The sequence below is a fragment of the Nonomuraea marmarensis genome (assembly GCF_043197025.1).
GTDB lineage: Bacteria > Actinomycetota > Actinomycetes > Streptosporangiales > Streptosporangiaceae > Nonomuraea > Nonomuraea marmarensis.
In genome coordinates this window covers 73,185-98,007 of the sequence record NZ_JBICRM010000003.1, presented here as the reverse complement: position 1 = coordinate 98,007, position 24,823 = coordinate 73,185, and the positions used below count along the sequence as shown (strand labels likewise).

20 protein-coding genes and 1 pseudogene are annotated in these 24,823 nt (G+C 69.0%); 8 read left to right on the top strand and 13 right to left on the bottom strand.

Features of this window, described 5'->3' with window-relative positions:
* Positions 1-4: 4 nt before the first annotated feature.
* The 4 genes from ACFLIM_RS05870 to ACFLIM_RS05855 all read right to left on the bottom strand — a co-directional run bounded on the left by ACFLIM_RS05870 (position 5) and on the right by ACFLIM_RS05855 (position 3,323).
* Complete coding sequence (locus ACFLIM_RS05870) at positions 5-199, bottom strand: ferredoxin (RefSeq protein ID WP_393162700.1); 195 nt, start codon at positions 197-199, stop codon at positions 5-7.
* Between the two features lie 34 nt (positions 200-233).
* Positions 234-1,484: a cytochrome P450 gene (locus ACFLIM_RS05865; RefSeq protein WP_393162698.1), complete on the bottom strand. Its 1,251-nt coding sequence runs from the start codon at positions 1,482-1,484 to the stop codon at positions 234-236.
* A 90-nt stretch (positions 1,485-1,574) separates the two neighbouring features.
* Positions 1,575-2,279: a TetR/AcrR family transcriptional regulator gene (locus tag ACFLIM_RS05860; protein ID WP_393162696.1), complete on the bottom strand. Its 705-nt coding sequence runs from the start codon at positions 2,277-2,279 to the stop codon at positions 1,575-1,577.
* 495 nt (positions 2,280-2,774) lie between these two features.
* Positions 2,775-3,323 carry an NADPH-dependent F420 reductase gene (locus ACFLIM_RS05855; RefSeq protein WP_393162694.1) on the bottom strand — a complete coding sequence of 183 codons (549 nt, stop codon included), beginning with the start codon at positions 3,321-3,323 and terminating at the stop codon, positions 2,775-2,777.
* A 124-nt stretch (positions 3,324-3,447) separates the two neighbouring features.
* Here ACFLIM_RS05855 and ACFLIM_RS05850 point away from each other — a divergent pair.
* Positions 3,448-3,636: pseudogene (locus ACFLIM_RS05850) on the top strand (tyrosine-type recombinase/integrase); the annotation flags it as partial.
* A 104-nt stretch (positions 3,637-3,740) separates the two neighbouring features.
* Here ACFLIM_RS05850 and ACFLIM_RS05845 read toward each other — a convergent pair.
* A complete protein-coding gene (locus ACFLIM_RS05845) occupies positions 3,741-5,273 on the bottom strand; it encodes a carboxylesterase/lipase family protein (protein ID WP_393162692.1) in 1,533 nt (510 codons plus the stop codon).
* A gap of 79 nt (positions 5,274-5,352) precedes the next feature.
* Between ACFLIM_RS05845 and ACFLIM_RS05840 the strand changes: the two genes are divergently transcribed.
* Together ACFLIM_RS05840 and ACFLIM_RS05835 are read left to right on the top strand one after the other, a co-directional pair.
* Positions 5,353-5,946 carry a TetR/AcrR family transcriptional regulator gene (locus tag ACFLIM_RS05840; protein ID WP_393162690.1) on the top strand — a complete coding sequence of 198 codons (594 nt, stop codon included), beginning with the start codon at positions 5,353-5,355 and terminating at the stop codon, positions 5,944-5,946.
* Positions 5,943-7,565 (top strand): CocE/NonD family hydrolase, encoded by a 1,623-nt coding sequence (locus ACFLIM_RS05835; protein WP_393162688.1) that lies wholly within the window; start codon positions 5,943-5,945, stop codon positions 7,563-7,565. Before ACFLIM_RS05840 ends, ACFLIM_RS05835 begins: the two co-directional genes overlap by 4 nt.
* A gap of 229 nt (positions 7,566-7,794) precedes the next feature.
* On the opposite strand, the gene ACFLIM_RS05830 is transcribed toward ACFLIM_RS05835, so the two are convergent.
* Entirely contained in the window at positions 7,795-8,004 is a 210-nt protein-coding gene (locus ACFLIM_RS05830; protein ID WP_393163290.1) for an SDR family oxidoreductase, read from the bottom strand.
* A gap of 163 nt (positions 8,005-8,167) precedes the next feature.
* On the opposite strand from ACFLIM_RS05830, the gene ACFLIM_RS05825 reads away from it, so the two are divergent.
* From ACFLIM_RS05825 to ACFLIM_RS05815, 3 genes are all read left to right on the top strand, one after another.
* A complete protein-coding gene (locus ACFLIM_RS05825) occupies positions 8,168-9,628 on the top strand; it encodes a GMC family oxidoreductase (RefSeq protein ID WP_393162686.1) in 1,461 nt (486 codons plus the stop codon).
* Between the two features lie 198 nt (positions 9,629-9,826).
* Positions 9,827-10,096: a hypothetical protein gene (locus tag ACFLIM_RS05820; RefSeq protein ID WP_393162685.1), complete on the top strand. Its 270-nt coding sequence runs from the start codon at positions 9,827-9,829 to the stop codon at positions 10,094-10,096.
* A 290-nt stretch (positions 10,097-10,386) separates the two neighbouring features.
* Positions 10,387-12,225, top strand: coding sequence for an RICIN domain-containing protein (locus tag ACFLIM_RS05815; RefSeq protein ID WP_393162683.1), 1,839 nt, complete (start codon positions 10,387-10,389; stop codon positions 12,223-12,225).
* A gap of 96 nt (positions 12,226-12,321) precedes the next feature.
* Here ACFLIM_RS05815 and ACFLIM_RS05810 read toward each other — a convergent pair whose 3' ends face one another.
* From ACFLIM_RS05810 to ACFLIM_RS05790, 5 genes are all read right to left on the bottom strand, one after another.
* Entirely contained in the window at positions 12,322-13,335 is a 1,014-nt protein-coding gene (locus ACFLIM_RS05810) for a LacI family DNA-binding transcriptional regulator (RefSeq protein WP_393162681.1), read from the bottom strand.
* A gap of 69 nt (positions 13,336-13,404) precedes the next feature.
* Positions 13,405-15,072, bottom strand: coding sequence for an amylo-alpha-1,6-glucosidase (locus ACFLIM_RS05805; protein ID WP_393162679.1), 1,668 nt, complete (start codon positions 15,070-15,072; stop codon positions 13,405-13,407).
* Positions 15,073-15,089: 17 nt separating this feature from the next.
* On the bottom strand, positions 15,090-15,896 hold the full coding sequence (locus ACFLIM_RS05800; RefSeq protein WP_393162677.1) for a carbohydrate ABC transporter permease: 807 nt from the start codon (positions 15,894-15,896) through the stop codon (positions 15,090-15,092).
* Entirely contained in the window at positions 15,893-16,843 is a 951-nt protein-coding gene (locus tag ACFLIM_RS05795) for a carbohydrate ABC transporter permease (protein WP_393162675.1), read from the bottom strand. The genes ACFLIM_RS05800 and ACFLIM_RS05795 overlap by 4 nt, the downstream gene beginning before the upstream one ends.
* A 4-nt stretch (positions 16,844-16,847) precedes the next feature.
* A complete protein-coding gene (locus ACFLIM_RS05790) occupies positions 16,848-18,128 on the bottom strand; it encodes a sugar ABC transporter substrate-binding protein (protein ID WP_393162673.1) in 1,281 nt (426 codons plus the stop codon).
* Between the two features lie 251 nt (positions 18,129-18,379).
* On the opposite strand from ACFLIM_RS05790, the gene ACFLIM_RS05785 reads away from it, so the two are divergent.
* Both ACFLIM_RS05785 and ACFLIM_RS05780 read left to right on the top strand, forming a co-directional pair.
* On the top strand, positions 18,380-19,396 hold the full coding sequence (locus ACFLIM_RS05785) for a LacI family DNA-binding transcriptional regulator (RefSeq protein ID WP_393162671.1): 1,017 nt from the start codon (positions 18,380-18,382) through the stop codon (positions 19,394-19,396).
* Positions 19,397-19,633: 237 nt separating this feature from the next.
* Positions 19,634-23,221 carry a LamG-like jellyroll fold domain-containing protein gene (locus ACFLIM_RS05780; RefSeq protein ID WP_393162669.1) on the top strand — a complete coding sequence of 1,196 codons (3,588 nt, stop codon included), beginning with the start codon at positions 19,634-19,636 and terminating at the stop codon, positions 23,219-23,221.
* Between the two features lie 139 nt (positions 23,222-23,360).
* Here the strand turns inward: ACFLIM_RS05780 and ACFLIM_RS05775 are convergent, their stop codons facing one another.
* Positions 23,361-23,555 carry a ferredoxin gene (locus ACFLIM_RS05775; RefSeq protein ID WP_393162667.1) on the bottom strand — a complete coding sequence of 65 codons (195 nt, stop codon included), beginning with the start codon at positions 23,553-23,555 and terminating at the stop codon, positions 23,361-23,363.
* 25 nt (positions 23,556-23,580) lie between these two features.
* Positions 23,581-24,810 (bottom strand): cytochrome P450, encoded by a 1,230-nt coding sequence (locus tag ACFLIM_RS05770; RefSeq protein WP_393162665.1) that lies wholly within the window; start codon positions 24,808-24,810, stop codon positions 23,581-23,583.
* Between the last annotated feature and the right edge of the window lie 13 nt (positions 24,811-24,823).

Here is a 24,823-nt window from a genome sequence, read left to right as displayed (position 1 = left end):
CGGGTCATTCCTCGATCGTGATGGCCAGTGCCGGGCAGACCGCAGCCGCCTGCTGCACGTCCGCCAGCCGGTCCGCCGGCGGGTTGCCGTCCAGCAGCACCACCATCCCGTCCTCGTCTCGCTGGTCGAACACGTCGTCGGCGGCCAGTACGCACTGCCCGGAGCCGACGCACTTGTCCTGGCCGATGATCACCTTCATGGCACTCCCCTTGTTTCGTTGTGTAGCCCGGAACTCACCAGGTCACGGGCAGTTCGTAGACGCCGTAGATGAACCCGTCGTGCTTGAACGGAATCCGTTCCACCTCCGTGGCCAGCGCCAGGGTGGGGATGCGCCGGAAGAGGGTGGGGTAGGCGACCTGCAGCTCCATCCGGGCCAGCGACTGCCCGAGGCACTGGTGGACCCCGTAGCCGAAGGTCACGTGCTGGCGAGCGTCACGCTGGAGGTCCAGCCGGTCCGGGTCGGGGAAGACGGCCGGGTCCCGGTTGGCGGTCTCGTTGACCACGACGATCGCCTCGCCCGCGCGGATGACCTGACCGGCGATCTCGATGTCCTCCAACGCCACCCGCCGCAGCCCCCCGTGCGTGATCGTCAGATAGCGCAGCAACTCATCGACCGCAAAGGCGATCGCTTTCGGGTCGTCGGTATCGCGCAGCGTGGCCAGCTGGTCGGGGTTCTCCAGCAACGCGAGCGTACCCAGCGCGATCATGTTCGCGGTCGTCTCGTGCCCGGCGAACAGCATCAGCACCCCCATCTCGACCGCTTCGCGCCGGGTCAGTTCGCCCGCGTCGATCCGCTCGACCAGCCCGGAGAGCAGATCGTCGCCGGGGCTGGCGATCTTCTCGCCGACCAGGCCGTCCAGGTATCCACCCAGCCGCTGGAAGGCCTCCCCCCGCTGCTGGGCGGTCGAGTTCCGGTTGATCAGGGTCCTGCTGTTGGCCTGGAAGAAGTCGTGCTCCTCATACGGCACGCCGAGCAACTCGGAGATCACCAATGAGGGCACCGGCAAGGAGAACGCCTCGACCAGGTCCGTCGGCTTCTGGCCGGCGAGCATCGCGTCGAGCCGCTCGTCCACGATCCGCTGCGTGGCCGGCCGCATCGCCTCCACCCGCTTGACGGAGAGCGCGCCCGTAACCATCCGCCGCAGACGCGCGTGCTCGGGATCGTCCAGCATGATGAAGCTGGGCGCCGACGTGGCTTCCTCCGAGCCCTCCCTCGCCTCCGCCATCGCGGCCTCGCCCGGGGAGAGCCTCGGGGTGCCGCGGGCGGGCTCGACGCTGACCCTCGGATCGGCCAGCAGCGCCCGGTGCTCGGCATGACCGGTCACGAGCCACGGCGTGCTGCCGTCCCACAGCCGAACCCGTGCCAGCGGCCCCTCCTCCTGCCGCGCCCGCATAGCCGGAGCCGGATCGAACGGACACCCCGCCGCCCTGGCGATGTCGTACTCCGGAATCTCGCCCGTCGAATTCATCACGGTATCGGTCATTGATTCCTCCTCGAGAATCTCTGTTCTTGGGCATGCGCCAGTGACCGCTCAATGGCGGCGAACAAGAACGTGAAAAAGAAGCCTTTTTGCTTATCCCAGCGCTGGGCCGAGCAGGTGACAGAGGGAGTCGACCAGCAGGTCGAGCGGATCGTCGGTCGCCAGCGGCAGATCGGCGGCTATCCACGTGGTAAGAAACGACTCCGACTGCAACACCGCCATCACAGCCCGCTGGTGGGCCTGCGGCGGCGACACACTGCGCCAGCGCTCGGCGTCTCCGATGAGCGCGGCCGCATAACGTTCGTGCTCATCGACATATCTGTTCCGCGATTTCATGAAGTCATGGGCTCCCGCCATGGCGCCGCCCACATGCACAACTCGAAGGGTCGGCGCCATCCCCCGCCATTGCTCCACGGCATCGTCCAGCCAATTCCGGATTGCCGCGCGGGTCCATTGCGGAATCTGAGCGAGGCCGACATAGACCTCATCCATGGTGTCGTACACCCGCTGGGCGAGGGCTTGCATGATTTCCCCCTTACCGGGGAAATGCGCGTAGACGGTGACCCTGCTGACCCCGGCCGCCTTGGCGATGTCTTCCATCGTCGTGTCGACGAAGGCCTTTTCGGCGAACACCACGACAGCCGCGTCAAGCAGGCGATTGCGGGTCAACTTCTTCTGCTCTTCACGCAGACTTCCACGGGGCTCAGGTTTCACCGGGCCAGTTTCTCGCACCGCTGCAGGCGACACCGACGACAATGCCCCTTCGAGTGCCTCAGCGCCCCTTGCCTCGCGGTCCATGCTCTCACCATACATCGTGCAAGTTGACTACACAAGATGTAAACCGACCTGCCGTAGTGTCAACCGTCAGCCATAGAGGTCGTCGGCGCCACAGCGCAACGATGGCGGCGAGGAGTATGCGGGGTCAGAGAGATTGGGAACGGAATCTCGCGGAGATAGTCGCCCTCAACCCACCCGCGCAGGCCTCTGCCGAGGCCATCGAGCAGGCTCACGTCGAGGAGGTCGTGGGTGCGTGGCACGGCGGCCACAGCATCGCGATCACTGACGGGTCTTGCGTCCTGGGGACACCGCCGATCCCGCGGGGCTGTTGGCGTGGGCGTGGCACAGGTGCGCGCCCACCGCGATTAGCCGCGGAATCCGGTCAGGGGGAGAGGTGTGGTCGCCAGATGCCTTTGGGTGTCCAGGCGGTAGGCGAAGACGAGATGAGGGTGCCCGGCGGCCGGACTGACTGGCGGGCGGCCACGTTGCGGTGGGCACACCGGATGTTGATGTCGATCAGAGTTGCCCGGGACCGGCCATGCGGTAGAAGAAGGGTCCGAGCCCGGCGGAGGCGACGGCTTGGATGAGTGGAAGGTGGTCTTCGAGCATGCGGGCGTGCTCCAAGTCCCCGACATAGACGGGGTCGAAGCCGGCGTCGACGATGAGTTGCTCGGTGACCTGCCGAGCGTCCGGGTCGGCAGCGAATAGATTGCTCGGGCGGACCCGCTGCTGTCCGATCTGGTCGTAGATCACCGCCCAGTTGGTGTTGAAGCTCTTGGCGGTCGGCCCACCGATGATGGACTTGATCTCGTGCGCCTGCGACGCGAACCGGGCGGAGCGTTGCCCGTAGGCGTTGGTCGCATCGATACTCACCTTGCCGGCGATGCCGGTCACGTTCGCCAACGCCGCCGCGATTGCCGGCCCGGGCACGGCGATCAGGACCACGTCGGCCGCCGATCCGTCACCGCCGTCACGGCCCAACGTGATGACCTCGTGCCCGGCCTTCGACCAGATCCCGGCCAGCCCGCCGCCGATTCGGCCCCGACCCACCGTGACGACCTTCATGTGCGTCCCTGTCTGGTTGCCTGACCACGACCCCTCGGGCCGGTGTTCAGATCCTTCCACGCCGCCTCGGACATGCCCAAGTGCTTGACCTTGCCAGCCTGGATCAGCGCGAGCCGGGGTCAGGACGGTCGACCTGCACCAGCTGCGTCACAGCGCCGCCACTCACCTCGGTGACGCCGAGGTCCCCCTGCAGCTCATCATGGGCAAGACCAGACACAAGGACCCCCGCACCGCCATGCGCTACGTCAAACCCGGCAGCGAAGCCATCGCCGCGATCACCGAGCACCTCGCCCCACCGCTCCGCCGACACTGACGGGACTGTACGGCTTAAAGTGACAAGCTCCCATCCTCGTGACCCAGCAGATCTTCAGTCCGCTGGTTGCCGCCTAGCAAAGAAGAGACAGGCGCGGATCGGCGTCAGAGGGTCATCAGGGGAATCGCCTCGAAGGTGTGGTTCTGCCACAGGCGGCGCGAGGTCTCCTCGGGGTAGGCGGTGACGGACGGTTTTGTGTCGAAGACCTGGGTCAGGCGGTGCTGGGAATCGTAGGCGGGCCAGCCCGGGGCGCCCGAGGTGGCGAAGGACGTCCAGGCCGTGCGGATCTGGGACGTCAGTACGCGGGCCTCGGCAGTGTGCTCGGGGCCGATCGCCACCGGGCCCAGGTGGGCGTCGTAGGTGCCGAACAGCAGCGGGCCGTCCAGGCCGTGGCAGGCGCGCAGCAGTCCGCCCTGGCCCGGGGACTGCCAGGCCAGCTCGTACAGGTACGCCCGCCCGCCCCCGGCGACCTGGGCCTCGGCCAGGTGCAGCGCCGGCATGCGGAACAGCCAATCGGTCTGCACGAGTTCGAACAGGTCCTCGGCGGACGCGTCCGGGAACGCCTCGCGGTAGGCGCGTTCGCCGTCCTCGCCGGGGCCGAAATGCCGTAGTGCCTCTGTCGCCTGCTCCTCGGTGATCTTGCCGAACAGGTTGCCGAAGAGGAAGAACGTGCGCCACTCGTCGCGGTTGTGGCCGATGATCAGCTCCACGTCCCGTCCCGCGCCGCGCGCCAGCCCCTGCCAGGGCGTGACCGGCAGCACCTCGCCGTCGACGACGGGAGAGAAGAGGGACAGGGTGCGAGCGAAAGAGCCCCAGCGGTCCTCGTACTGCCGCATCTTCGACGTCAGCGCGTGGCCGACCGCCGGGAGTTCCCGCGGATCCACGCCGGACAGTTCCTCGGCCGTCGGGCGCAGGCCGGCTTCGGCGGCGATGGCGGTCGCGACGTCCCGGGCCAGAGCGTCGGACAGGAACGTGCCGGGCAGGCTCTGCCCGACGGCACGCTGGAACAGGCCCGCCGCGCTCGGCATGACCATCAGCGCGGCGATGGACCCGGCGCCGGCCGAGTCGCCGAGGACGGTCACCTGGCCGGGGTCGCCCCCGAACGCCGTGATGTTGTCCCGCACCCACTCCAAGGCGGCGACCTGGTCGAGCAGACCGCGGTTGGCGGGCGCGCCGTCGATGCGGGCGAAGCCCTCGATGCCCAGGCGGTAGTTCAGCGACACGAACACCACGTCGCCGTCACGGGCGATGTGCTGGGCGTCGTAGCCGGGACTGCCGGAGAGGCCGTGCTTGTAGGCGCCGCCGTGGATCCACACCATCACCGGGCGGCGGGCGGCCGGATCCGGGGCGGGCGTCCAGACGTTGACCGTCAGCCAGTCGTCGCCCGTGCCCTTGAAGAAGTCCCCGCCGCTGCGGCCACCCATGTTCGCGTCCTGCGGGGCGGGCGGGCCGAAGGCGTACGCCTCCCGTACGCCGTCCCAGTGGCGCACGGGCCGCGGCGCCTGGAAGCGGGCCTCGCCGAGCGGGGGTTCGGCGTACGGAATGCCGCGGAAGACGGCCAAGCCGGCCTCCGTGCGACCGCGCACAACACCGGCGATGGTACGGACCTCGGGATGAGGGGTCTCGATTACGGGCATGGGACCTCCTTGCTCGGATTACTTAAACCGATCGATTTAACAGTTGCATATTTCTTGACATATGTCTAATATTGGAAGCATGCAGGATCGACAAGACCGTCGAGTGCGCCGCTCCCGCGCCGCCCTGATGGCCGCCGCCGTACGTCTGGTATCCGAGCGCGGCACCACCGCCCTGCCCGTCAGCGACCTCTCCGACGCCGCGGACGTCAGCCGGCAGCTGGTGTACCTGCAGTTCGGGGACCGTGACGCGCTCCTCGTGGCGGCTGCGGCCGACCTGGTCGAACGCGAGCTCCTGCCCGACGTCGGGGACGCCGACACACCGCGTCGCGCGCGCGTGCTGGCGATGGCTCGGCATTTCGCCCGGCACCGGTCCTTCTACCGCGCGATGCTCACCGGCTCCTGCGCCTTCCCCATGACCCGGGCCCTGAACAGGCTGTTCGGCTCGCTCATCACCATGACGGGCCTGCGGGAGGTGTTCGGCGACCTCGACGAGGCCACGGCACACGACCTGGCGGCGCTGATCACCGGCGGAACCGGCGCGATCGTCAACGACTGGGTGATCGACGCGGACGACCCACTCGACCCCGAGGAACTGACGGACCGCCTGCTGCGCCTTTCCACGGCGTTGACCCGCAGCCACTCCACCCTCGCACCCGGAGGCCGCCCCCAATGAACCTGAACAGCCGCCTCGTCCAGCGCATGCTGCGTCTGCCCCCACCCCTCACCAGGGACCTGACCGTCGTGCGCGACCTGCGCGTCCCGATGCGCGACGGGGCCGTCCTGCTGGCCGACCGCTGGGCCCCGGCAACAGGCGGCGACGGCCTGCCGACCGCGCTCATCCGCCTGCCCTACGGCAGGTCCGGCATGACCGCGGGCCCGATGGTCCGGCCGCTGGCCGAACGAGGCTTCCAGGTGCTCATCCAGAGCACGCGCGGCACCTTCGGCTCCGAAGGCGCCTTCGACCCGCTGCGCTGCGAGCGCGAGGACGGCCTCGACACCCTGGACTGGGTGATCAAGCAGCCCTGGTTCGGCGAGTCGATGATCCTGTTCGGCGCCAGCTACAGCGGCTTCACCCAGTGGGCGGTCGCCGATGCCGTACCGCCCCAGGTCAAGTCCATGATCCCGGGAGTGTCCGAGTCGGCCCTCACCCTGGATTTCCTCCGCTCGGACGCGTTCGCCCTGGAGACCCCGTTCGTCTGGGGCGTCCAGGTCGCCGGCCAGGAACGCAGGCTCGGCATGGTGCGCCAGCTCCTGGGCGGCAAGAAGGTCCAACGCGCCCTGCGCACGCTCCCGTTGAACCAGGCCGACGCCGCCGCGATCGGCCACCGCGACGACTACATCCAGAACATCCTCGTTCACGACGCCGACGCGCCGTTCTGGCAGGGCCTCGACCACCGCGAGCGGGTCGCCGGCATCACCGTGCCGGTGAGCAGCGTCGGCGGCTGGTACGACATCTTCCTGCCCGGCCAGCTCCGCGACCACCGGACCCTTCAGGACGCCGGACGTTCCCCCGTCCGCCTCACCGTCGGCCCCTGGGCGCACATCTCCATGGGCGTGGGACACACCTACACGGCCGAGGCCCTCGACTTCGGCCTGGCCCTGGCCCGGGGCGAGCAGCCGGCCGAACGCGCCCCGGTACGCCTGTTCGTCATGGGCGAGGACAAGTGGCGCGACTTTCCGTCCTGGCCGCCACCGGGGTACGACCCCCAGCGCTTCCACCTCCAGCCGGACGGCGCCCTCGCCACCAAGACACCCGCTGCATCATCCCCCGACGGCTACCGCTACGACCCGGCCGACCCCACCCCCGCCGCCGGCGGCGTCCGCATGGCCTTCGGTGAGAAAGCCGGCCCCGTCGACAACACCTCCCTGGAGGCCCGCCCCGACGTCCTCACCTACACGACTCCCCCGCTGGACAGCGACGCCGAGGTCATCGGCGACGTCAGCGCCGAGATCTTCTTCCGCTCCAGCCTCCCCTTCGCCGACGTCTTCGTCCGCCTCTGCGACGTCGACGCCGACGGCCGCTCCACCAACGTCTGCGACGGCCTGATCAGCCTCACCAACGCCGACAAGACCACCACGGCAGAGGTCGTGATGTGGCCGACCGCGTACCGCTTCAAGCGCGGACACCGCATCCGCGTCCAGATCTCCAGCGGCGCCTTCCCCCGCTACAACCGCAACCCCGGCACCGGCGAACCCCGCGCCACCGCCACCACCCTCCGCGCCGCCGACCAGCAGGTCCTCCACGATCCGGAGCACCCGTCGGCAATACTCCTCCCCATCCGCCGGGGCTGACCCGCAGGAACGGGGCCGTGCGTGCAAGACGCTGAGGTATCAGCCGGACGGCTTGGCCGCGGCCCTGCGGAACGGTTCGTCCCGCTCCATCGGAATCTTGGTCCCCGACATCGAGAACCCGATTTTCCCGGCCGTGATCCGGGCGGCTGAGCACGAACTGGCCCGAGTGGCCGTGGACGTCCTGCTCTGCGACGCGGACAACGACGTCAAAGTCGAGGCGAAGCGGTTTTCAGGCCGCCGACCAGCCGCCGTCCACCGGCACGATCGCGCCGTTGATGAACGAGGCGGCGTCCGAGGCGAGGAAGAGGGCGGCGTCGGCATTCTGCTCGGGCTGAGCGAGGCGCTCCCCGACAGCGAGGACGGCGCCGAGGCGGGCGGCGCCGGCCGGGTCGAAGGTGGCCCCGGTGGCGATGTTCGTCATGGTAGGGCCGGGGAGGATCTCGTCGGGGCCACCCGACGTTGCCCAGTATTTGGGCAGGGGGCCGTCCAGGATGGGCGAAACCCGCTGTCCTCACGGAGGCAGGGCGGGGCGTTCGTCATGTGATGGGCGCTGGTCAGATTCGTCCAAGAGATCCCGGTCCTGGCCTTTGTACGGTCGCGTCATGGACATCGACTATCTGATCGTCGGAGCGGGGACTGCCGGCTGCGTGCTGGCCTCCCGGTTGTCGGAGGACTCCGCGCGGCAGGTGGTGCTCCTGGAAGCGGGGCCCGAGGGAGACGAGTGCGCCGGGGACGCCGAGTACGACTGGGGGCTGCGTGCCACGGTGACCGCAGGCCGTGTCGACGGGCTCGCCCGCGGCAAGGTGGTCGGCGGATCGGCCCGGGTCAACGGCATGGGAGCGGTACGGGCTCCTGCCAGGGATTACCACGCCTGGGCGGCGCTCGGCCTGCCGGCGTGGGGCTGGGACCGGGTGCTGGAGTCGTACCGCCGCATCGAGACCGACCTGGAGTACGGCGATCAGCCTCACCACGGCGGCAGCGGGCCCGTCCCCATCACTCGCCGGCCGCGCGAGCAGTGGATTGCGCCGGTGAGCGCCCTGGTCGAGGCCGTGCAGGCCGCCGGGCATCGCTACTGCCCGGGCATGAACGCGCCCGACGCGTCGGGCATCGGCCCGTACCCGCACAACCGGCGTGGAACGGCACGCATGCCGACCTCGCTCACCCACCTGGCTCCCGCCCGGTCGCGCCAGAACCTGACGGTCCGCGCCGATCTCCCCGTCGAGCGGGTCGTCGTGCGCGACGGGCGCGCGACCGGCGTGCTGGCGGGCGGCGAGTTCATCGCCGCCCGGGAGGTGATCCTGTGCGCCGGTACGCCGCTGAGCGCGGTCCTGCTGCTGCGCTCGGGCATCGGTCCCGCCGGCGATCTGCGGGAAGCCGGAGTGGCCGTCGTCGCCGACCTGCCCGGTGTGGGACGGAACCTGTACGACCAACCCGGCGCGGTCATCCCCGCCCTGCCCGTACATGGTGCCGTCCCCGAAGGAGCACCCATGACCGAGGTGATCGCCCGGCTGGCCGCGATCCCCGGCCATCAGAGGGACGACGGCTTCTACTTGTGCCCGTTCGCCGGGCCGCCGCCGGGCGGGACCGAGACCATGATCACTATCATGGTCGGCGACCTGAACCCCGCCTCGCGCGGCACGATCACGCTCACCGGCCCCTCGCCAGGCGACCCTCCGCGGATCGACCTCGGCTACTACACGGCGCCCGGCGACCTGGGACGGATGCGTGCCGCCTACCGTCACGCCTGGTCGATCGCCCAGCACGAGGCGTACGCCCGCATCGTGGACCGGTTCTACGGGGTGAGCGACGAACTGGTCGCCTCCGACGAGTCGCTCAACGGGCTGCTCCACGCGATGACCTTCAGTCGCCTGGCCCTGCTGGGCGGCGCGGCCATGGGACCGTCGGACGATGCGTCGGCCGTCGTCGGCGAGGACTGCCGCGTCCGCGGCGTCGACGGACTCAGGGGCGTCGACCTGTCCATCGTCCCGGTGGTGCTCCGCGCGCCGACGGCGCTGGACGCCATAATGATCGGCGAGCACGCCGCCACACTGATCACCGCTTGACGGGGATCCGAGCGATGAAATGCCCAGATCAGAGAGCTAATTCTCTTCCACGTCTACGTGTACATGCTTGTGTACGTTTAGCTGTACGCCGACAATGGCAGATGCTCCTTGGCCGTGAGACCTTCGCCTCCCAGATCGCCTGGACCGACGGCTGGCCCCGGCTGGGCCGACCCGATCGAACTCCCGCCGCCCCCGGCCATGACCGAGGAGCCGACCCCAGCAGGGCCGTTGCCGCTGTCCTGGGCGACCCCCGGCCGCTTCCCCGACCAGGCACTGCGCCAGACCGGCGACGCATGGCGGCTCACCGCCACCGGACAGGAACGTGCCTTCGCCGGCCGCCGCCAGGAACACCTCCGCTTCCACTTCCAGCCGAACGAAGTCGCTGCGCAATGTGAAGGTCATACGGCCGACATGCCATTGACACGTCTTCAGCATGAGATCTACGATTCGATCGAATCGATTCGTTAACCTCCTGGTTCTGATAAGGCCGTAGCCGAGCTCACTCCAGGTGCACCCTAATATCGCCAGGCTCGAATCGATTCACTAGTTATGGGCCTAGGTCGGTGAGGAAGCCTCGCTGCCCTGCATTAACCGAATTTTGGGCAACGGGCAGTAACCCTTGCGATCGCGGTAACACGCCACAGCGCGTCGAAGTCGCCGGCCTCTTGGTCCGATCTCCATTCTCGTTCAACGCGGGACGAGTCACACATTCATGGTCCTTCTGCCTCACCCACCCCCCGCTCCCGAAGGAGCTACCCATGATGACGACCATCCAACGGCCGTCCAGGAGACAACTCACCTTCGTCGCCCGACTCCTGGCCGGGATGCTCAGCGCCGTCACCCTCCTGGCCATCCCGGCGCCGGCGTACGCCGCGGACGAATCCATCGGCGTCGACTTCTCCGTGGCCGGCGGTGCCCCGGCCTACCGCGCGTCCGGGTGGATCTACGGCATGACGGAGAACGCGTCCGCACCGGCGGATCACTTCTACCGTGACGTGAAGTTCCGGTACATGCGTGCCGGCGGCGCGCAGCTCGGCTCACCCGGCGGCTGGGTGTCGGGCGCCTACGAGCGCAGGTGGAACGCGACGCTGGCCCAGGCCCGCCGGACAATCGCGCTCGGCGGCCAGTTCATCATCCTCCCGCACGACCTGTGGGGCGCCGACGGGGCCGCGATCTCGCGCTTTCCTGGCGACAACGGCGACTGGTCCGACTACGACGCCTTCCTCACCCGCCTGATCAACGACGTACGGGCCGCCGGAATCACTGTGCAGTGGGACATTTGGAACGAACCGAACCTCTCCCTGTTCTGGAACCGCCCGCAGGCCCAGTACTTCGAGCTGTGGCGGCGCAGTTACCAGCGCATCCGCACCGCCTTCCCGAGCCACCTGATCGTCGGACCGAGCTGCGCCTGCGTGCCCTCCACGACGCACGCCTGGTGGAACGCCTACCTCGACTTCGTCCGCGCCGGCAACGTCATCCCTGACATCGTCAGCTGGCACTCCCTCCCCGGGGACCCGGTGGCCAACGTGGCGGCCGCCAACGCCACGCTCGACGCGCGCGGCATCCCGCACCCGCGCCCGTACCAGATCAACGAATACGGCGCGTCCAACGAGCAGAACCCGGGAGACGGGTCGTGGTACATCGCCCGGCTGGAGCGCGCGGGCGCCGACGGGTTGCGCGCGAACTGGGCGAGCGCCGGCAACCTGCACAACGATCTGGGCAACCTGCTCGTCCGCAACAGCGCCGGCCAGCACCTGCCCAAGGGCGAATGGTGGGTCTACCGCTTCTACGCCTCCCAGACCGGCCAGACCGTCTCCGTGACCCCGAGCGTGTCCTACGACGCCTTCGCCACCAAGGCGACCGGCGTGGCCAAGATCCTGGTGGGCGGCGGCGGGACGACCGGCAACCTCGCCGTCAGTCTGCGCCGCCTCGACACCACCAGCGGCATCGTGCAGAACAACCAGGTCCGCGCGGTCGTGCAGCGCATCCCGTACAACGGCGGCGGCGCGGTCCAAGGGCCGATCACCGTCCAGAACACGGTCCTGACGCTGTCGGGCAACGGGATCACGCTGAACCTGCCGCACACCAACGCCGACGAGACGTTCACCGTCACGCTGCTGCCGCCATCAGACGGAGGCTTCCAGTCCGTGGCGGTCGCGCAACACTCCCAGCAATGCCTGGACAACACCAACCTGAGCACGGCCGACGGCAACGTGCAGCAGCAGTTCTACTGCGAGGGCGGCGACCAGCAGCTGTGGAACTTCCGGCCGGTCGCCGGCGTGGCCGGCACCTACACGCTGGTCAACCAGCACAGTGCGAAGTGCCTCGAGGTCAGCGCGGCGTCCACGGCCGATGGCGCGCCGATAAGCCAGCGGGCCTGCGCCGGCGGAGCGCAGAACCAGCAGTTCACCCTGCGCAAGGTCACCTACGCCGGCAACGATCCCCGGGACTACCAGCTCGTCGCCCGCCACAGCGGCAAGTGCGTCGACGTCAGCACCATCTCGACCGCCCCCAAGGCTCCCATCCACCAGTGGACCTGCAACCCGGTGGGCCAAGCCAGTCCTCTCAACCAGACCTGGCGGCTCTGGGGCCGATGACCGCGCCGTCGTCGGCAACCGTCCGCGGCGCGGGTGTGGCGCATCGTCTTCCGGTGCGCCACACGGTCGTCCTGCGGCCGGTAACCGGACCAGCGGTCACCGTCGCGCCGGAGGAGCGGTGCTGGCACGCAGGGAGATCGGCGGTGACAACAGCACGTGGCCCGCCGGCGCGCCGGGAGCAGAGATGCGCTCGGCGAGCAGTTCGACGGCGCGGTCGGCCATGGCGGCGATCGGTACGTCGGCCGCGGTCAGCGGCGGATGGAACCCCTCGGCCCAATGCCGCCCGACCACACCCGTGACGGAGAATCCGCCTGGTACGGCGCGGCCGAGGCGGCGCAGCCCGCGTTCCATGCCGGGCAGGGCGGCCTCGTTGACGGTGACGAGGCCGGTGACCTCGGGGTGGGTCGTGAGCAGGTCCTCGACGCAGGTCTCGCCGGCCATCGCCTCGTCGGCACAACAGACGGCGATCCTGGTGAGCCCGCGCGCGGCCACCGCCGCGACGAAGCCGTCCAGGGCGCGCCGGGCAGGGCCGTAACCGAGCTCCAGGAACTCCTGGGGGCGGTTGACCAGCGCGATCGTCTGGTGTCCGAGATCGGCCAGGTGGTGCACGCAACTCGCGACGAGGCCTTCGTAATCCAGGTCCACCCAGCAGCCGGTCCCGCCGTCGGCGGTATGGCCGATCGCCACGAACGGCAGGCCGGACTCGCGCAGGCGGGTCGCCCGCGGGTCCCGCATCCGGACCTCCATCAGGATGACGCCGTCCACGCGGCGGCCCGCCACGATCCGCTCGAACGAGCGGTCGTGCTCGCCCCCGCTGGGCGAGAGCAGCACGTCCAGCTCGTGCCGACCGGCGGCCGCGACGATGCTCGCGACGAAGCCGAGCTGGATGGTGGTCAGCCGGGGTCCCGCGGGCGGGATCACCAGGGCGATGGTACGGGTGCGTCCCTCGGCCAGGGCGCGGGCGCTGGCGTTGGGCCGGTAACCGGCCTCGGCGATGACGCGCAGGATGCGCCGGCGGGTCGCGTCGGAGACCGCGCGCTTGCCGCTGAGAGCGTACGAGACGGTGCTGCGTGACACGCCCGCCCGGCTGGCGATCTCCCCGATGTTCACCCGACCCCCGCCGTCGAACCGATTCGACTCAAGGCTAGGCGGGCGCCGCCTTTCATGTCAAAGCGGGGATCACGTCCCGTTTCGCCGCTCGTGGGCCGCGGCGAGGATGAGGTAGGCGCTGGCCGTCCAGGTGTAGGCGCGGTCGCGTAGCCCCTCCCCGGTGCGGGCGTCGAAGTTCTCGGCGAACCCCGACTTCTCGCACAGGGCGCGGAAGCGGGCGCTGATCTCGTCGGCCAGGTCCAAGTATCCGGCGCGGCGCAGGCCGTCCTCGATCAGGACGGTCGAGGGCGCCCAGATGGGGCCGCGCCAGTAGCCGTCGTCCTGGTAGTGCTCCGAGGCAGGCAGCTCGGTGGCGAGCCCGAACGCGGTCAGGTGCCGCTCGATCCGGGCGGCCAGCGCCGCGCGGACGGGTTGCGGCAGCTCCTCCCCCAGCACGATCGGCATGAGATCGAGCAGACTGGAGCTGGACCAGGTGCGCCCCGAGCACGCACCGCGGGCGACGAACCGTTCGCCGTCCCACAGCTCGACGAGGAGGGCGTCGCGCATCCGGTCGGCCTGCCCGGCCCACTTGGCGGACGCGTCCGGGTCGGCGGCCAGGCGGGCCAGCTCGCGCATCTGCAGCACAAGGAAGGCGGCCAGGTCAGCGGTCTCTACGACGCGCTCGGAGTCGAAAGTGGTGGCGTTGTCCCAGCCGCTGTCGTTGCCGTGCTGGTAGTGCGGCAACTCGTGGCCGGGGGCGCGGCGGGCGTCGAGCCAGAAGGTGGTCCAGCGTTCCAGCAGCCGGTACGTCTCCTGCGAGGCGTCCTGAGGCAGGCGGCGCAGGGCCCAGCCGTGGATGGGCGGCTTGACGAAGTTGTAGAGGATCTCAGAGTGGGTGACGGAGTCGGGCAGCGCGCCGGCGGCGTCCTGGTGGTCGAAGGGCAGCCGGAACTGGTCCCAGGCCAGCTCGGGCAGGCCGTCGGCGAGGGCGATGGCGTTGAAGCAGTGGTCCCAGCTCCACACCTTGTCCATCCAGTGCTTGGACATGAGCACGGCCGGCCGGGTGACGAACCCGGCGGGGCGGACGGTGGCCGACCACAACACGTAGGCGGCCAGCTCGGCGGCGGGTGTGCGGTCGCTGCGCCAGGGCGCGACCGCCGCGGCGAACGCGTCGAACTCTGCCCGCGCCGCCTTGGCGACCTGCTCGAAGGTGCCGGTGCTCGCGTAGGAGGCGCGGGCGGTCTCGTACTCCTCGATGGCGATCTCCCACTCGCCGCTGAGGATGAGACCGCGTTCGGCGGCGCCCAGCGCCTGCGTGCCGAGGTGTTCGGCCTGTCCGCTGAGGAGGGTGATCCGGTAGCGGCGGCCGGTCTGGTAGACGGTGAAGACGTACGAGCCGTCGACGGGGTCCTGGTAGAAGTACGGACCGCTGAACGGAGTCAGAACGGGGTCGGCGGCCAGCAGGCGGAGCCCGAGACCGCGGCCTTTGACGCGTACGGTGTCGGGGTTGTCGTAGGCGAGGTCGATCCGGCCGTCGTCGCGGCTCCAGGTGAGCTGGTGCGGGGTGGCGGTGATGGCGGTCTCGGCGGTGGGGGTCAGCCGCAGGACGGGGTGCATCCCGGTCTGGTGCGAGACCAGGTGCACGTCCTCGGCGTAGGTCTTCTCCGCCACCACGGGCGAGAAGCCGAACCAGGATCCGCGGTAGCTGAACGGGATGTCCCGCAGGGAGAACACCGGGCCGGAAGCGGCGACGGTCATGAAGTGGGAGTCCCTTCTTAGTCTTTGACGGCGCCCGCGGTGACGCCGGCGGCGACGTAGCGCTGGGCGACGACGAGCAGGATGGTGGCGGGGATGGAGGCGATCACGGCGGTGGCCATGATGGCGTTCCACTCCTGGTTGTTGTTGCCGATGTAGTGGTAGATGCCGAGCGTGATCGGCTGGTGGTCGCCGCCCTGATCCAGGGTGGAGGCGAAGATGAAGTCCGACCACGCCCACAGGAACGCGAACAGCGACACCGTGATGATCGAATTGCGGCTGACGGGCAGCACGATCGAGACGAACGTGCGCACCACCCCGGCGCCGTCGGTGCGGGCGGCCTGGAGCAGTTCCTCGGGGATGCCGGACATGAACGTGGTCAGGATCAGCACCGCGAACGGCACGGCGAGGGTGGAGTCGGCCACGATGAGCCCGGGAACGGTGTTGAGCACGCCGGTGCTGAGGAAGATGGCGTAGAAGCCCATCGCCATGATGATGCCGGGGATCATCTGGGCGATGAGCAGCACGAAGCTCAGCGCTCCGCCGCCGCGCGGGCGCAGCTTGGCCAGCGAGTACGCCGCCGGCGCCGCGAGCAACAGCGTCAGCGCCACCGTCCCCAGCCCGACGACCAGGCTCACTCCGAGGTAGGGCAGCTGCTGGTCCAGCACCGCCCGATAGCCCTCCAGAGTGCCGTTGACCGGGAACCAGTTCGGGGGGCTCTTGCGCATGTCCTGATCGCGGGTGAACGACACGTTGATCATCCAGTAGACCGGGAACAACATCACGGCGGTGAGCACCAGCCCGATCGCGGTCTTGACGTGCCTCATGCCAGGGCCTGCCTTCGCTGAGCGCGGATGTAGATCAGCCCGAAGACGAGCGCCGTCACGATGAGCAGATTGCCGACGGCGGCGCCAGGCCCGAAGGAGGGCACCAGGTTGCCGAACCCGAGACGGTAGGACCAGGTCGCGAACGTGGTCGAGGCACCGCTCGGCCCGCCCTTGGTCATGATCCAGATGATGTCGAACACCTTCAGCGTGTAGACCAGGCCGAGCAGCAGCGTGATCGCCGACACCGGGCGCAGCAGCGGGAACGTCACCTTCCAGAACCGCTGCCAGCCATTGGCACCGTCCAGCGCGGCGGCTTCGTAGATGGCCGGCGAAATCGCCTGCAGCCCGGAGTACAGCACCACGAGGTTGAACGGGATGCCGATCCAGATGTTGGCGATGATGACCGACCACAGCGACCAGTCCGGCGAGGTCAGCCAGTTCACCGGCCCCACTCCGAGCCGGCTCAGCACGGCGTTGACCACGCCGGAGTCGCTGTTGAGCATCCACGACCACGTCGAGGCGGACACGATGAGCGGCAGCAGCCACGGCACCAGGAACAACCCCCTGAGCGTGGCCGACAGCCGGAAGTTCTTCAGGAAGAACAACGCCAGCGTGAGCCCGAGGGTGAACTGGAAGGCCAGCGAGACCAGCGTGAACACCACCGTGTGCCACAGCGCGGGCCCGAAGGTCGCATCGGCGAACACTTTCGCGTAATTGGCGAGCCCGGCGAACGGGGCGTCGCCCTGCACGAAGGAGCGCACGGTGTAGTTGCGCAGGCTCAGCTCGACGTTGCGGTAGAGCGGATAGGCGTAGAACACCAGCAGGTAGAGCACGACCGGGGCGAGGAAAGCCCAGGCCGCCCACTGGCCGGACCGCGCGCGTGCCGCCCGATGGCCCCGCGCCGTCGATCGGTCCGGGGCCATCGGGGTCTGTGTGACTTGGTTCATGCTGCTACTGGATCGCGCTCGCCGCCGACGACTGCGCTGCCGCCATCGCCTCCTGCGGAGACTTCGACCCGCTCAGCGCCGCCTGGACCGCGCCCCACATGGGCTCGGAGATCTTCGGGTACTTGGTGCCCAGGTCGTCGCTGGTGCGGCCCTTGGCCGCCTTGACCGCGTCCACCCACACCTGCAGGTCGGGCGTGGCCGCCACCTGCTTGGCCTGCACCGCCTCCGTGGGCGCGATGTAGGAGAGCGTGGTGGTCGTGGTGAGCGAGTTGCCGGCGCTGGTCAGGCAGGTCACGAGCTTCTGCGAGGTGGCGTAGCGGCCGGTGTCGGACTGGACGGGGATGCTGACGAACTCGCCGCCGGTGGGCGCGGGCGCGGTGCCGCCGGCCTTGCCGGGGACCGGGATGATGCCGTACTCGAAACCGGACTTCTTGGCGTTGGCGAGCTGCCAGGTGCCGTTCTCGGCGAAGGCGAACTCGCCGCTCGCGAACTCCTGCCAGCTCGTCGTCTGGGTGTTGTTGATGACCGAGTTGGGGGCGTACCCCTTCTTCAGCCAGTCGCTCCACAGCGCCACGGCCGAGACGCCCTCGGGCGAGTCGAGCTTGGTGAGGTTCGCGCCCGAGCCCCAGAACCAGGGCAGGAACTGGAAGCTGCCCTCCTCGGTGCCGATCGCCGAGAAGGTGATGCCCTTCTTGCCTGCCGCCTTCACCTTCTCCAGCGCCGCCGTCAGCGAGGCCCAGTCCTTCACCGAGGCGATGTCCACCCCGGCCTTCTTCAGGACCTCCTTGTTGTAATACAGGGCAAGGGTGTTGGCGCCGATCGGGACGCCGTAAGTCTTGCCGCCGCTCTGACCGGCCGCCAGCAGGTTCGGCGCGATCGCCGAGACGTCGAGCTTGTTCTCCTCGGTGGTGGTGAGAACGCCTGCCTCGGCCAGTGTGGAAACGACCGGATTGTCCACGATCAGCACGTCCGGCGAGTTGCCCTGCTGAGCCGCCAGCAGCGCCTTGTTGGTCAGGTCACTGGTGTCGTAACCGGTGCGCTCCACCTTGACCCCCGCGTCGGTGCCGCACTTCTCCAGCAGCTTCACCCACTCCGAGCTCTTGTCGTACTGCGGGTACGGGTCCCAGATCGTGTATGTTCCGCCCCCAGCGGCCTGGCTCGCGCTCGTCGAGCCGCCACTGTTGTCGCCGTTGGACGATGACGAGCAGGCGACCAGCCCGCCCACGGCGGCCAGGACCGCCAGACTCGCGCCGGCCGCACGCCGGCTCCTTGCCGCTGATCTCATTAGCTGACCTCCGCAGACAGCCGTTACGCGGCTGTTTCCGAACGAAGTCGAATCGGTTCGCCGAATCGATTCGCTGAACATAGGCCCGCTGCACCGCGAGAGTCAATGGGAGGTGCGGCTAGGTTGCCGAGATGTTGCGGGCGATGTGCGGCACGCGACACGTCCTCGTCACGGAATCCGACGACGTACCATCTCGTGAACCGGTTCGACCTACGATGGTCGCCGACCTGCGGATCGGACGAGGAGCACGGGTGAACATCGGAGAGATCGCCAGGCGGGCGGGCGTGTCGCGCAGCACCGTCTCGTACGCGCTCACCGGCAAGCGCCCGGTGTCGGAGGAGACCAAGCGGCGCATCCAGGCGGTCATCGACGAGCTGGGGTACCGGCCCAACGCTGCCGCCCGAGCGCTCAAGGAGGGCCGCACCCGCACCATCGGCCTGGTCATCCCACCCGCCAGCCAGCGCCTGACCGACATGCAGCTCGGCTTCGTGGCCAGCGTGGTCGACGCCACCGCCCGCGCCGACCTGGACGTCCTGCTGTCGCCCTCGGGCGGCGAGCACGACCGCTCCTTCGAACGCGTCGTCACCGGCAGGCGCGTGGACGGCGTCATCCTCATGGAGATCCGGCTGGAGGACGACCGGGTCACCCGGCTGCTGCAGAGCGGGCTGCCGTTCGTCGGCATCGGCCGTACCCGCCAGCCGGAGGACATGTCCTGGGTGGACATCGACTACGAGACGCTCATCGCCAAGTGCGTCCACCACCTGGCCGACCTCGGCCACCGGCACCTGGCCCTGGTCAACCGCAACGCCGAGCTGGTCGCCGCCGGCTACGGCCCCGGCCACCGCGCACAGGCCGGCTTCGACCGCGCCATCGCCGAACGCGGCCTCCACGGCGTGCGCGTCTGCTGCGCCGACGACGCCCAGGCCGGACAGACCTGCCTCCAGCAACTCCTCGCCGAGTATCCAGAGCTGACCGCCATCGCCACCATCAACGAGGCAGCGGTGGCCGGCATGTACCGTGCGCTGACCGAGGCCGGCTTGACCGTGCCCCGCGACTTCTCCATCGCCGGCGTGGCCGCCCAGCACTGGGCCGAGAACCTGCATCCGCCGCTCACCGCCGCCGACGTCCCCGCCGACGAGATGGGCGCCCGCGCCGTCGAGCTGCTCATCCAGCGCATCGCCGACCCGGCCACCCCGCACCGCCACCTCCTGGTCGCCCCGCCGATCTCGCTCCGCAGCACGACCGGGCCCGCCCGGCCCCGCACCTGACCGCGCTGGGACCGCGAATCCGCACGTCGTCCGGCTGAGGGCGCACCGCTGGGACGTGCTCGCCCAGCCCGTTCCCAGGGCTGCGGCTCGCATGACGGAGACGTGTCGCACAGGTTTCCGGCTCTTGACCGGCGCGCCAGGAGACGCCTATCGTCCAGTCGAATCGATTCGACCCATCCTCGAGCACTCCCCGAACGGAAAAGGCGCATGGCTGAACCCTCGTCCCGGCGGGCACGCATGCGTGTGCCACACGCCATCCTTGCCGCCACTCTCGCACTGACCGCGATCCCGGCAGTCGCCTTACCTGCCCACGGCGCCGCACAGGAAGCGGCCCCGAACCTCGTCCTGCACTACGACTTCGAAGGGGAGCTGTCCGGCGGCACCGTTACTGACCGCTCCCCCTCCGGCCTCAACGGAACCCTGGCCAACCCCGGCTCGGCCACTACGGCCACCGGCGCCGACGGCACACAGGCACTGTCCCTGCCCGGCGGCGCCAACGGTTCCACGGCCCCCTACGTGACGATCCCCAACGGCCTGTTTCGCGACCGCCACGCCATGACCGTCTCCACCTGGCTCAAGTGGTCGGGCGGACCCGACTTCCAGTGGGTCTACAACCTCGGCAAGGACGCTGGGACAGCCACCTTCGTCACCCCGTCCTTCGCGGGCGACGCCACCACCCGCTCGTCCATCAAACCGGTCAACGGCAACGCGGAAGTGGGCGTGCCGGGCGCGCAGAAACTACCGACCGGCAAGTGGGTCAACCTCGTCACCACGATCGACGGCAAGACCATCACCTACTACGTCAATGGCGTGGCCATCGGGAGCGCCGCCGCTCAGATCGACCTGGCCGCGGTGATGCACGCCGACGGCAACTCCACCTCGGGTTTCCTGGGCAAGCCGTTCTGGAGCGGGCATCCGTTCCTGGCCGGCGCTCTGGACGACTTCCGCGTCTACGACGCCGCCATGGACGCCGAGCAGGTCGCCGACCTGGCCGGCGACCACTTGGCCACCATCACGAGGGTCGAGCAGGCCTCCTTCGAGGTCACGACGTACACCGAGATCGCGCCGGACCTGCCGAAGACCGCCAACGCCCAGTTCTCCGACGGCATCCGCCGCGGCGTGCCGATCACCTGGGATGCCGTCGACCCCGGCCAGTACGCCAAGCCCGGCCAGTTCACCGTCAAGGGCACCGCGCACGGCGCGCCGGTCGAGGCCACCGTGAAAGTGCTCGACAACAATCTCACCGTCGACCTCGGCAGCGAGACCGGCGCATTCCACGGCGGCGCGTCCGGCACCCTGTACGGCGTCTACGGCGAGGGCGTCCCGACCCGCAACCTCCTCGAAGGCATGAACCTGCGCACGGTCTCGACCAAGGCGCAGGACGGCCCGCAACACCCGGGCGCCGACGCCCTGGAGGTGGTCAAGCCGCTGGCCGACAGCACCGGCGGCGACGTGTACATCTACATGACCGACATCTACCGCGGCTTTCCCTACCAATGGCCCGGCAACACCCCTGAAGAGCGCCTGAACGACTTCAAGGCCAAGATCGCCAACCAGGTCGACCAGGTCCTCAAGCTCGACCCGAAATACCAGGACAACATCGTCTTCGTGCCGTTCAACGAGCCCGAGGGCAACATGTTCGGCACCGGGCAGTGGAGCTACAACGGCATCGACTGGCGCACTGACCCGCAGTACTACTTCAAGGCGTGGGACGAGGTCAACGTCCTGATCAAGGGCAAGATGCCGCACGCCAGGATCGCCGGCCCCAACACCAGCATCCTGTACGACAAGGTCCAGGACTTCCTGCGCCACACCTCGCAGGCGGGCACCCTGCCTGAGGTCATCACCTGGCACGAACTGAGCAACCCCGCCGCCATCCGCACCAACGTCGCCAAATACCGCCAATGGGAGCGTGCCATCCTCGGCGACAAGCGGCTGCCGATCAACCTCAACGAGTACGCGCATAACTACCACACCTCGGTGCCCGGCCAGATGATCCAGTGGGCCTCGGCCATCGAGGAGTCGAAGGTCGACGCCGACATCGCCTACTGGAACATCGACGGCAACCTGTCCGACTCCGCCGTACAGGCGGGCCGCGGCAACGGCCAGTGGTGGCTGCTCAACGCCTACGGCCAGATGACCGGCAACACGGTCAAAGTCACCCCGCCGCGCCCCAACGTGAGCTATACCCTCCAGGGCGTCGCCACGCTCGACAAGGCCAAGGCACAGGCCCGCGCCCTGTTCGGCGGTACGTCTGGCAAGGCCGGCATCCGGTTCGGCAACGTGGACGGCGAACTGTTCGGCGGCACCGTTCACGCGCTGGTCCAGGAGATCCCGTGGACCGGCCAGATCGGCGACTCCGCCCAGCCCCGGGTCATCGCCGAGCTAGACCAGCAGGTCAAGAACGGCTCCGTGGCCTTCGACTTCGGCCAGTCGCTGCCCGGGCTCAAGGAGTCGTCGGCGTACCAGATCATCCTCACCCCCGGCCGCGACGCCACCTCCCCCGCCAAGCCGTCCGAACTCTGGCAGGCCGCGTACGAGGCCGAGGACGCCGCCCACACCGGCAGCGCCTACCGGCGCGAAGGGCCCCAGGGCTCGCCGGCCAACGTCGGGCAGTACTACACCTCCGGCGGCTACAACGTCGGCGGCCTGCGCACCGGCTCCGACGTGACGCTGGACTTCAAGGTCTCCGTGCCGCAGGACGGCACCTACGACCTTTCGGTCCTCGCCAATTCGATGAACACCGCCGCCGCCATCACGGCGCAGGGCCCCACCAACGTCTTCCTCCGCATCGACGGCAAGGACGAGCAGGAGTTGCACCTACCCCTCGGCTACCGGTGGCTGGTATGGGACCACACCGACGCCAAGGTCGCGCTGACCAAGGGCGAGCACGTCCTCACCCTGGCAGCCAAGAGCCTGGACGGCGTCCGCACCACGAAGGGCGACGCGCTCGTCGACAGGATCGACCTCTCCCTCGCCAACCCCGCGGCCGCGGAGACGATCTACGAGGCCGAGTACGCCACCCTCACGGGAGCGCGCATCGACTACACCCGCAAGAAGGTTTCAGGCTCCGGCGTCGCGACCGTGGCCAAGGACCAGACGGCGACCTTCTGGGTCTACTCCCCCGACGACGGCGAATCATCGATCGACATCGACACCTCCGGTGGAGGCAGGGGCTGGCTCGACGTCAACGGCCAGCGAATCACCGGCGTCAACGCCTCCACCAAACTGAAGGCGTTCCTGTCCGGCGGCATCAACAAGATCACCGTCACCGGCCAGTCCGGCAAGCTCCTGCTGGACCGCCTCCGAGTGACCAACACCGACAACACCCTCAAGCCCACCTGGTACGAGGCCGAGTCCGCCCGCCTCGCCGGCACCGCGAAGGTCACCGCCTTCCCGCTGGCCGGCGGCGGCAAGGCTGTCACCGACATCGGCGGCGCCCCAGGCAACGCCAACACCCTCACCTTCGACGTCACCGCCCCCAAGAACGGGGCGTACGCGCTGACCGTCCGCTACTCCAACCCCGAGCAGTCCCCCGCCTCGCACTACAACCCCGACCCTCTGGCCCGCCACGCCGAGATCTCCGTCAACGGCGCCCAGCCCCAGCGGGCGTGGTTCCCGCACTCCTTCCACGCCGGCAACTTCTGGGAGCTGACCATCCCGATCCAGCTCAAGAAGGGAGCCAACACCGTCGCCTTCGCCTCGCAAGAGCTACCGAACTTCGACGGCGACACCTACATCTCCGACACCTTCCCCGACACCCTGCTCCGATCGGAGTACGCCCCCATCGTCGACAAGATCGCAGTGACACCGCTCGCCAGGTAGTACTCGCTGTGAATGGGGCCGGGCGGGATGTGATCATCCCACCCGGCCTCATCGTCGCGATCCTCTTGAGTCCCGCGACGATGACCTCACCCAGGCCGCGTGGCTCACACGCCGGTCATTTCCAGCTCTGGGGCATCCGTCATTCCTCGATCGTGATGGCCAAGGCCGGGCACACGGCTGCGGCTTGCCGTACGTCGTCGGCCTGTTCCGCCGGCGGATTGTCGTTGAGGAGAACGACCATGCCATCTTCGTCGCGCTGGTCGAAGACCTCCGTGGCCGCCATGACACACTGCCCGGAGGCGACACACTTGTCCTGGTCGACAGACACTCTCATGGGATTCTCCTTGCTCTTCGCGGTGTCACCAGGCCACGGGCAGTTCGTGGACGCCGTAGACCATGCCATCGAATTTGAACGGGACCTGGTCCAGGTCGGTAGCCAGTTTCAGCGTCGGGATGCGCCGGTAGAGGGTGCCGTAGACCACTTGCAGTTCCATGCGGGCCAGTGGCTGGCCCAGGCACTGGTGCACGCCGAAGCCGAAGGCCACGTGGCGGCGGGCATCGCGCCGGATGTCGACCCGGTCGGGATCGGTGAACACTTCGGGGTCGCGGTTGCCCATCTCGTTGACCATGATCAGTCCCTCGCCGGCGCGCACGGTCTGGCCGGCTACGTCGATGTCCTCCGTCGCGACGCGCAGCCGCCCGTTGTGGACGATGTTCAGGTAGCGCAGCAGTTCCTCCACAGTGGCGGCGACGAGCTTCGGGTCGTCGCTGTCACGCAGCAGGGCGAGTTGGTCAGGATGCTCCAGCAGCGTGAGGGTGCCCAGGGCGATCATGTTGGCGGTGGTCTCGTGGCCGGCGAGCAGCATGAGCGACCCCATCCGGGCCGCCTCCTGCCGGGTCAGCTCCCCGGCCTTGATGCGCTCCGCCAGCCCGGACAACAGGTCGTCGCCGGGGTTGGCGAGCTTCTCGCCGACCAGGTCGTCCAGGTAGGCGTGCAGTGCCTGGTGGCCCGCCTGCCGCTGATCAGCTGTCGCGGTCCGGTTGATGACGGTCTTACTGGTGTCCTGGAAGAACTGGTGGTCGTCGTATGGCACGCCGAGCAGTTCGGAGATCACCAGCGACGGCACCGGCAGAGCGAACGCTTCGACCAGATTCGTCGGGTTCGGGCCGGCCAGCATGGTGTCGATCAGGTCGTCGACGATCTTCTGCACGGCCGGGCGCATGGCCTCGATGCGCTTGATGGCGAACGGCGCGGTGACCATCCGGCGCAGCCGTGCGTGCTCTGGGTCGTCCATCCCGATGAAGCTGCGCTTCACACCGCCGGGAGGCAGCGGCACCGTGGCGGGGTAGCCGGGGTGGCTGAGATCGGCGCTGACCCGCGGGTCAGCCAGTACGGCCCGCTGCTCGGCGTGGCCGGTGATCAGCCATGGGGTGCTGCCGTCCCAGAGCCGGACCCTGGTCAGCGGGCCCTGCTCGCGCTGGGCGTACAGGCCCGGGGGCGGGTCGAACGGACAGCGGGCATCCCGCGCCATCGGGAACTCCGGAACCTCGGCCGGGCTCTCACCTGCGGAGTGCAGTGTGCTCGTCATAGTTGTCGTCGGT